1 protein-coding gene is annotated in these 461 nt (G+C 67.7%); it reads right to left on the reverse strand.

Going from position 1 to position 461, the window contains the following annotated elements; all coding sequences use genetic code 11:
• Window positions 1-461: sulfate adenylyltransferase subunit CysD (cysD, locus tag ACL06G_RS21500; RefSeq protein ID WP_412836529.1), on the reverse strand; the 461-nt coding region annotated here is incomplete at both ends.

The raw sequence follows: 461 nt of genomic DNA on the forward strand, positions 1-461 counted from the left end.
TTGCGGTCTTCCATGGCGGCTTCGGACATCTTGTCGTCGGCGCGGGTCGCGCCGCGTTCGGTCAGGCGTGATGCGGCGATCTCGGTGATGATCGCTTCGTTGGTGTCGGCGTCGGAGTCGACGGCGCCGGTGCAGGACATGTCGCCGACGGTGCGGTAGCGCACGGTGCGGGTCTGCAGGGTTTCCTTCTCGGTGTCGGTGGGGCCGCCCCAGTGGCCGGGGGAGAGCCACATGCCGTCGCGGGAGAAGACTTCGCGTTGGTGGGCGTAGTAGATGGCGGGGAGTTCGATCTTCTCGCGGCCGATGTACTGCCACACGTCGAGTTCGGTCCAGTTGGACAGGGGGAAGACGCGGACGTGTTCGCCGGGGGAGTGGCGGCCGTTGTAGAGCTGCCAGAGTTCGGGGCGTTGGCGGCGGGGGTCCCAGCCGCCGAATTCGTCGCGGAGGGAGAAGACGCGTTC

It is taken from the genome of Streptomyces callyspongiae (genome assembly GCF_047200695.1).
GTDB lineage: Bacteria > Actinomycetota > Actinomycetes > Streptomycetales > Streptomycetaceae > Streptomyces.